General features: G+C 68.7%; 5 protein-coding genes. 4 read left to right on the top strand and 1 reads right to left on the bottom strand.

What is annotated here, in order from left to right; translation table 11 throughout:
* A partial coding sequence (locus BLR99_RS22005) for a leucine zipper domain-containing protein (protein WP_139160209.1) occupies positions 1 to 237 on the bottom strand: 237 nt, incomplete at its 3' end.
* A 672-nt stretch (positions 238 to 909) separates the two neighbouring features.
* On the opposite strand from BLR99_RS22005, the gene smc reads away from it, so the two are divergent.
* From smc to BLR99_RS21985, 4 genes are all read left to right on the top strand, one after another.
* A complete protein-coding gene (gene smc / locus BLR99_RS22000) occupies positions 910 to 4,437 on the top strand; it encodes a chromosome segregation protein SMC (RefSeq protein ID WP_011795932.1) in 3,528 nt (1,175 codons plus the stop codon).
* 66 nt (positions 4,438 to 4,503) lie between these two features.
* Positions 4,504 to 5,628, top strand: a complete 1,125-nt coding sequence (locus BLR99_RS21995; protein WP_011795931.1) for a cell division protein FtsZ — start codon at positions 4,504 to 4,506, stop codon at positions 5,626 to 5,628.
* 59 nt (positions 5,629 to 5,687) lie between these two features.
* Positions 5,688 to 7,886, top strand: a complete 2,199-nt coding sequence (ligA, locus tag BLR99_RS21990; protein WP_046060187.1) for an NAD-dependent DNA ligase LigA — start codon at positions 5,688 to 5,690, stop codon at positions 7,884 to 7,886.
* 300 nt (positions 7,887 to 8,186) lie between these two features.
* A partial coding sequence (locus BLR99_RS21985) for a type VI secretion system Vgr family protein (RefSeq protein WP_139160208.1) occupies positions 8,187 to 8,637 on the top strand: 451 nt, incomplete at its 3' end.

The raw sequence follows: 8,637 nt of genomic DNA, 5'->3' as shown, positions 1-8,637 counted from the left end.
GAACAGCTGGACCTGCTCGGGTGGGCAGGCCTGGGGGCTGCGGTGCGGGCGGGAGCTGCGGTCGAGCAAGCCATCGGGGCCTTCGTTGCGAAAGCGGGCCATCCACTTGTAGCCGGTGCGCAGGCTCACGCCTGCGGCTTCGCTGGCTTGGCGCATCGTCCAGTTCTGCTGGAGCACTCTGTCGACCAGAAGGGCTCGACCTGCGCGGGTCAATCGCGCATGCTTATGACTGTTCATCCGGTGTCCTGTCCTGAGTTGCTGGGGCCTGGTAACCACAGCTTCCCAGGTCGGGCCTGGATGAACAACCTATTGAGACATCACACCTAGATCCACCTGGGCCAGATCGATGCCATCCGGAGGGTGAGCGAGGTTGCGTGGCGGGGCCGGATGGTCTGGACCAGGACGAGTGGCGAGCGGACCGTCGGCCACCGTGCGCGGTGCTGCCCGGGGCGGCAGGTGCATGCCGTTTTCCGGCAGATTGCGCTTCCTTCCTGCGCCGGGGGCCACGGGCTGCAGGGCAGGCGATAGCGACCATGGCAGGGTGGAGAGGCGGGTGTTGCCTGGCGAGGAGAGGGAATGGATGGCCATATCGGGCGGATCAGAGGGAGAGGCTGCGGGAAGGCGCGGGAAAGGCAGTGGGACAGAGCGCAATGCTTCGGCTGGCCCGGTCCGCGGGGCCTGCCAGGCAGAATGCGACGGCGGCCCGCATTGCAGCATCGGCATGCCAGGCACCGGCCCTCGCGGGCGAAGCATCGGTCTCACGCGCGAAGCCCGGAAACGTCTGGCGGGCCGGTAGGCCACGGTATCATCCGGCGCTGCCTGGCAGCATGGAAGGCTTTGCCGTCCGTCCGCTCCGGGCATTGCCTTGCCGCCCTTTGCCACGCTGCACCCACGCCTGCCGCCCCATCCGTGCGCCTCAATTCCATCAAACTCGCCGGCTTCAAGTCGTTCGCCGAGCCCACGCACTTCGTGCTGCCGGGGCAGCTCGTGGGCGTGGTGGGGCCGAACGGCTGCGGCAAGTCCAACATCATGGACGCGGTGCGCTGGGTGCTGGGCGAATCGAAGGCGAGCGAGCTGCGCGGCGAATCGATGCAGGACGTGATCTTCAACGGCACCACGCACCGCAAGCCGGCCAGCCGCTCCAGCGTCGAGCTGGTGTTCGACAATGCCGACCACCGCGCCGGTGGCCAGTGGAACCAGTACGCGGAGATCGCCGTCAAGCGCGTGCTCACGCGCGAGGGCAACAGCAGCTATTTCATCAACAACCAGCCCGTGCGCCGCCGCGACGTGCAGGACGTGTTCCTGGGCACCGGCCTGGGCCCCCGCGCGTACGCCATCATCGGGCAGGGAACGATCAGCCGCATCATCGAATCGCGTCCGGAAGAGCTGCGGCTTTTCCTGGAGGAAGCGGCGGGCGTCTCCAAGTACAAGGAGCGCCGCCGCGAGACCGAGAACCGCCTGGCCGACACCCGCGAGAACCTCACGCGCGTGGAGGACATCCTGCGCGAGTTGAACGCGAACCTGGAACGCCTGGAAAAGCAGGCGGAGGTGGCGGCCCGCTACAACGCCCTGCAGTCGGACGTGACGCTGCGCCAGCACCAGCTCTGGTTCCTCAAGCGCGCCGATGCCGAAGCCGAGCAGAACCGCGTTCGCACGGAAGGGCTGCAGGCGGTGAACGACCTGGAATCCCGCATGGCCGACCTGCGCCATGTGGAGGCGGACCTGGAAACCATCCGCCAGGCCCACTATGCCGCCGGCGACCAGGTCAACCAGGCGCAGGGCCGGCTCTACGAGGCGACCGCGGAAGTCGGCAAGCTGGAGGCGGAGATCCGCTACGTGGTGGAAGGGCGCCAGCGCGTGGAGCAGCGGCTGGCCCAGCTGGCCGAGCAGATCGTGCAGTGGTCGGCCCGCAAGGAAGAGGCCGAGGCCGAAATGGAGAATCTCGCCGGTGCCGGCGTGGATGCGGAGGAGCGCGCGGAAATGCTCGCCGCCCAGGTCGAGGAACAGGCGATGCAGATGCCCGACCTGGAGGAGGCCCTGCGCCAGGCGCAGCAACGCTCCGAGGCGCAGCGCGCGTCGGTGGTGCAGGTGCAGCAGCAGATCCAGGTGCTGGCTGCCGAGCAGCGCAGCCTGCAGGAGCAGCGGCGTCAGGCGGAGTCGCGGCACGAGCGCCTGCGTGCCGACCGCAACGCCCTGGCGGCTCCCGACGAGGCGCGCCTGGCCAACCTGAACGGGCAGTTGCAGGAGGCCGAGGAAGCCGCCGAGATGGCGGAGGCACGGCTGGCCGAACTGCAGGACAGCGTGCCCCAACTGGACGAAGAGCGCCGCCAGCGGCAACAGGCCGCGAACGCCGAAGGTGCCCGCCAGGCAGACCTCTCGGCGCGGCTGGAGGCGCTCAAGGCCCTGCAGGAGAAGGTCCGCACGGACGGCAAACTCAAGCCGTGGCTGGCCCGGCACGGGCTGGACGGGCTGCAGGGCCTGTGGAGCCGGCTGCACATCGAGCCCGGCTGGGAGAACGCGCTGGAAGCCGCTCTGCGCGAGCGCCTGGGTGCGCTGGAGGTCGGGCGCCTGGATACCGTCCGCGGTTTCCTCGGCGCTGGCGGTCAGGATGCACCTCCTGCCCGCCTGGCCTTCTACAGCGCGCCATCGGCCGCGGGCGCGCCCGGCACGACATCGGCTGCGCCACGGCTGGCTGACCTGCTGCGGGTGCCGGAGGCCGGCCTGCGTGCCGTGCTGGAGGACTGGCTCCAGGGGTGCCAGACGGCCGCCACGCTGGACGAAGCGCTGGACCGCCGGAGCCAACTGCGGCCGGGCGAGGCGATCTACGTTCCCGGCGGGCATGCGGTCAGCGCGCATGGCGTGAGTTTCTATGCGCAGGATTCGGAGCAGTCGGGCCTGCTCGCGCGCGCCCAGGAAATCGAGCACCTCGAGAAAGAGCTGCGGGCACAGGCGCTCATCCACGAGGAATCGCGCACCGCCCTGGTCCGTGCCGAGGCGGCTTATGCCGATGCCTCGCAACGGCTGGTGGCGGCCCGGCGGGAGGCCAGCGAAGCCCAGGGCCGGCGCCACGAATTGCAGGTCGAGAGCCTGCGCCTGAACCAGTTGGCGGAGCAGGCCCGGGCACGGAGCGAGCAGATCGGTGCCGATCTGGCCGAAGTGGAGGCCCAGCTGGCGGACCTTCAGGAGCGATCGGTGGCTTCCGAGGCGCGTTTCGAAGAGCTGGACATGCAGCTCGCCGACAGCCAGGAACGCCATGCCCAGCTGGGCGACCGGGTGATCGAGGCCGAGCGGCGCCTGAACGAGTGCCGCGAGCAGCAGCGTGCCCTGGAGAGGCAGGCGCAGGAAGCGACGTTCTCCCGCCGCAGCCTTGAAGCGCGGCGAGCCGAGCTGGCGCGCACCATCGACACCGCGCGCACGCAGGTCGCCTCCCTCGAGGACGAGCGCCAGCGCGCCCAGGACGAAATGGGCCGCCTCTCTTCGGCCGCGGCGCAAGGGGGCCTGCAGCAGGCGCTGGAGCTGAAGATGGAGCGCGAGAAGGCGCTGGCCGCGCAGCGCAGCGAGTACGACGATCTCACGGCCCGCCTGCGCGCGAGCGACGAGCGGCGGCTGCAGCTGGAGCGCGCGCTCGATCCGCTGCGCCAGCGCATCACCGATTTCCAGCTCAAGGAACAGGCCGCCAGGCTGGGCCTGGAGCAGTACACCAGCCTGCTCGCGGACGCGCAGGCCGACCTGGACGCCGTGGCGCGCTCCATCGAAGAGGGCGGCGTGCGGGCCGCCGGCCTGCAATCCGAGATCGACCGGCTCCACCGCGAGATCACGGCCCTGGGAGCGGTCAACCTCGCCGCGCTGGACGAGTTGCAGCTCGCCCGCGAGCGCAAGACCTTCCTCGACGCGCAGACCGAGGACCTGACCCTGGCCATGAACACGCTCGAGGACGCGATACGCAAGATCGACGCCGAGACGCGCACGCTGCTGTCCGGCACCTTCGAGACTGTGAACGGCCATTTCGGCCGCATGTTCCCCGAACTGTTCGGCGGCGGGCAGGCGCGCCTCATCATGACCGGGGACGAGATCCTCGACTCCGGCGTGCAGGTGATGGCGCAGCCTCCGGGCAAGAAGAACCAGACCATCCACCTGCTCTCCGGCGGGGAGAAGGCGCTGACGGCCATCGCGCTGGTCTTCGCCATCTTCCAGCTCAACCCGGCGCCGTTCTGCCTGCTGGACGAGGTGGACGCGCCGCTGGACGACGCGAACACCGAACGCTATGCCAAACTCGTCGCGAGCATGAGCCGGGGCACGCAGTTCCTTTTCATCAGCCACAACAAGATCGCCATGGAAATGGCCGAGCAACTCATTGGCGTGACGATGCAGGAGCAGGGGGTTTCGCGCATCGTCGCCGTGGACATGGAGTCCGCGCTGTCCATGGCCGAGGCCTGATGTCCTACAGCAAATACGCATGAAGCAGGGCAGCCGGCCACCGCGTTACATCGTTTCACTCACACCATGAGCAATTTCCAACTCGGCCTCATCATCGCGGGTGGCGTGGTATTGGCCATCGTCGTCGCCTACAACGCCTGGACCACCCACCGCAACGCGCCCAAGCGGGCCAGTCCCCAGGGGGGACCGGAGGCAGCCGGCGCCGATACGCTGGTACGCCAGGAGCCCGGCTTCGACCTGCCCGCCGGCACGGCCGGTGGCCCGCCGGCCGGTACGTCGCAGGCGGCGGCTTCCGATGAGGCGCACCAGGGCGGCCATACCGTGGACTGGCAGGATTCGCTGCAGATGCCCGTACCTCCCGCCGAACGCCGGGGAGGGCTCGATCCGCTGATCGATGCCATCGCACCGATCGTTCCCGAGCAGGTCGTCTCCGGCGATGCCGCGCTGGCGGCGCTGCCGACCACCCGCCGGGCGGGCAGCAAGCCGTTCGCCATCGAAGGCTTCAACGAAGCGGCACAGCAGTGGGAGACACCCATGCCGGGCCAGCGCTACACCCAGTTCCAGGCCGGCGTGCAGCTCGCCAACCGCGTCGGGGCCCTCAACGAGATCGAATTCTCCGAGTTCGTGCTCAAGGCCCAGGGCTTCGCGGATGCGATCAATGCCACGCCCGATTTTCCCGACATGTTGCACGAGGTCGGCCGCGCTCGCGAACTGGACCAGTTCGCCAGCGATCACGATGCGCAATTGGCGTTCTGCCTGCGCGCCCGCCATGCGGCATGGAGCCCGGGGTACGTGCAGCAGAATGCGCTGCGCCAGGGCTTCACGCCGGGCGCCATGCCCGGCCGCCTGGTTCTGCCGGCAGGTGGGCAGGGGCTCCCACCCGTGCTCACGCTGTCCTACGACACCCAGGCCGCCCTGTCGGAAGATCCCGAGCAATCGGCCATCCGGGACATCACGCTCAGCCTGGACGTGGCGCAGGTCCACCGCAGCGAGCAACCTTTCGCCCGGCTGCGGGAGGTGGCTGCATCCCTGGGCCAGGCCATGGACGGCGTGCTGTGCGACCAGAACGGCACGCCGCTGCCTGCCATGACCATGGACCCGATTGCCGCGGACCTGGAACTGCTCTACGACAAGCTCGACAGCCGTGAACTGTCGGCCGGATCGGTGCTGGCGCGGCGGCTGTTCAGCTGAACATCGCACGGCGGCCCGGCGGCGGCACGCCGTGCCCCCTTTCCCGAAAGACGATCGCCATGGCCGAACATCCCGACCTGTTTTCCGCCCCTGCCCAGGAGGCCCCTGAAGACCTGGGCCTGCGCGCCGCCGCGCTGCGGGCGCAGTTGCACCAATGGGCACACCAGTACTACGTGCTGGACGCACCCACCGTGCCGGATGCCGAATACGACCGCGTCTTCCAGGCCCTGCAGGCACTGGAGACGGCGCACCCCGAGCTCGTGACACCCGATTCGCCCACGCAGCGCGTGATCGGCGCGGTGATGGAGGGCCTGACGCCCGTTCGCCACACGGTGCCGATGCTCAGCATCCGCACCGAGACCGACACCGAGGCCAGCGGCGCCGAGACGTTCGATGCCCGCGTCCGCCGGGAGCTCAAGCTCGCGCCCGACGCACCGCCGGTCGAATACGTCGCCGAGCCCAAATTCGACGGCCTGGCCATGAGCCTGCGCTATGAGAACGGTCGCCTGGTACAGGCCGCCACGCGCGGCGACGGCGAGGTGGGCGAGGACGTGACCCACAACATCCGTACCATCCGCCAGATTCCCCTCATGCTGCCCACGGGCGGCCGCCATGGCGTGCCGCCCGTACTGGAGGTGCGGGGCGAGGTCTACATGCGCCGGGCGGATTTCGACCGGCTCAACGAGCGCCAGCGCGAGGCCGGCGGCAAGACCTTCGTCAACCCGCGCAATGCGGCGGCCGGCGCGGTGCGCCAGCTCGACTCGGGCATTGCCGCGCAGCGGCCCCTGAGCTTCTTCGCCTATGGCCTGGGCGACATCACTCCGGCAGCAGAAGGCGGCCCCGACTTCGCGACCCATTTCGACATGCTGCGGCAGCTCAAGGCCTGGGGCTTCCCGGTCGCCGCGCAGGTGCGGACCGCGCGGGGCGCGTCCGAGCTGGTCGCTTTCCACCAGGAGGTGGGCGCGAGCCGCGACCAGTTGCCCTACGACATCGACGGGGTGGTGTACAAGGTCAACAGCCTGGCGCTGCAGCGCCAGCTGGGATTCGTGACCCGCGAGCCGCGGTGGGCCGTGGCGCACAAGTACCCGGCGCAGGAGATGGTCACCCGCGTGGAGGGTATCGACGTACAGGTGGGCCGCACCGGCAAGCTCACCCCCGTGGCGCGGCTGGCTCCCGTCTTCGTCGGTGGCGTCACCGTCACCAACGCCACGCTGCACAACCTGTTCGAGATCCGCAAGAAGGGCGTGCGCGTGGGCGACCAGGTCATCGTGCGCCGCGCGGGCGACGTGATCCCCGAAGTGGTGGGCACGGTTCCGGCGGCCCTGCTGCCCGTGGCGGGCGCGCTGCAGGGCTCCGATGCCCTGGTGGACGCCGCTTCCGGGGCCGATGGCACGGCGCCGGGCGCCGACGCGGCGCGTGCCGCGCCGCGGTCGCCCTACGTGCCGAACTTCCGCATGCCGCGCCAGTGCCCCATCTGCGGCAGTACGGTGGTCCGGGAAAAAGGCGAAGCCAACCATCGCTGCACGGGGGGGCTCTTCTGCCCGGCCCAGCGCAAGGAGGCGCTGCTGCACTTCGCCCAGCGCCGGGCCATGGACATCGAAGGCCTGGGCGAAAAGCTGGTGGACCAGCTGGTGGAGGGCCAGGTCATCCGTACCCTGCCGGACCTCTACCGCCTGGGCCTGACGGCGCTCAGCAGCCTGGACCGCATGGCGGAGAAATCCGCGCAGAACGTGCTGGCGGCCCTGGAAAAGTCCAAGCACACCACGCTGCCGCGCTTCCTGTTCGGCCTGGGCATCCGCCATGTGGGCGAAGCCACGGCCAAGGACCTGGCCCGCCATTTCGGCGGCCTCGATGCCATCATGGACGCCAGCGTGGAGCAACTGCTGGAGGTGAACGACGTCGGCCCCGTCGTGGCGGAGGCCATCCACACGTTCTTCGCGCAGCCCCACAACCGCGAGGTGGTCGAGCAGCTGCGGGCCTGCGGCGTCACCTGGAAGGAAGGCCCGCCTGCAGAACGCGCCACCTTGCCGCTGGCCGGGAAAACCTTTGTTCTCACCGGCACGCTGCCGACTCTGAGCCGTGAAGACGCCAAGGACCGGCTCGAAGCCGCGGGCGCGAAGGTCGCAGGCTCCGTCAGCAGGAAAACGCACTACGTCGTGGCAGGCGAGGAGGCCGGCAGCAAGCTGGCCAAGGCACAGGAGCTGGGCGTGCCGGTACTGGACGAGGCGGGCATGCTCGCCCTCCTGCAGGGCCGCTGAGCCAGGGCGCGGAAACGGCGTGGCAGCGGGTTGGGACCCGCTGCATTTCAGGGCGAGGAGGTCGCATGCTGCCAGCGTCTGCGGCGGGGCAGCCTGCGTGCAGGTGTGCTTGAAATAATCCACCGTGGGCGACTGTCTGGCCGTTTTTATCAATTGACGGTCGAGTAATCAGTAATCGAATGGGTATAAGCACCCAATATTCCGTGATTGCCGGCGGAGCGATCACGGCTATGATTTGGCGCTGGCACCATTTCCTGGAATAGGAAAATAAATAATACTTTTAATACGTTTGGTTGCATAATGACACGTCGAGTCACCATTCAAACCCCGCTGGGCGATGCGCTGCACTTCCGGGAGCTCAAGGGCCGGGAGGAACTGAGCCAGGTCTTCAGCCTCGACATCGACCTGCTGAGCGAGGACAAAAGCATCGACCCGAAGGCGCTGCTGGGCAAGAGCGCGACGGTGGTGGTGGAGACCGAAGGCGGTGGCCGGCGCTACCTCGACGGGATCGTGACGCGCTTCGGCATGCAGGGGCAGGACCACCGCTTCTACGCCTACCGACTGCGGCTGCAGCCTTGGGTTTGGCTGGCCTCGCGCAAGAGCGATTTCCGGATATTCCAGAACAAGAGCGTGCCGCAGATCATCGAAGAGGTGCTGGGCGCGTACGGATATCCGATGGAAAAGAAACTCAGCCGCAGCTACCGCACATGGGAATACTGCGTGCAATATGACGAGAGCGACCTGCAGTTCG

This window comes from Paracidovorax citrulli (assembly GCF_900100305.1).
GTDB classification, from domain to species: Bacteria; Pseudomonadota; Gammaproteobacteria; order Burkholderiales; family Burkholderiaceae_C; genus Paracidovorax; species Paracidovorax citrulli.
Note: the sequence above shows the minus strand (reverse complement) of the source record. Positions and strands in the feature narration are given on the sequence as shown.

What these genes read in the sequence shown, in the direction of transcription:
- ligA (WP_046060187.1), top strand. Translation starts at nt 5,688, where the DNA reads ATGGCCGAACATCCCGACCTGTTTTCCGCCCCTGCCCAGGAGGCCCCT.
- BLR99_RS21995 (WP_011795931.1), top strand. Translation starts at nt 4,504, where the DNA reads ATGAGCAATTTCCAACTCGGCCTCATCATCGCGGGTGGCGTGGTATTG.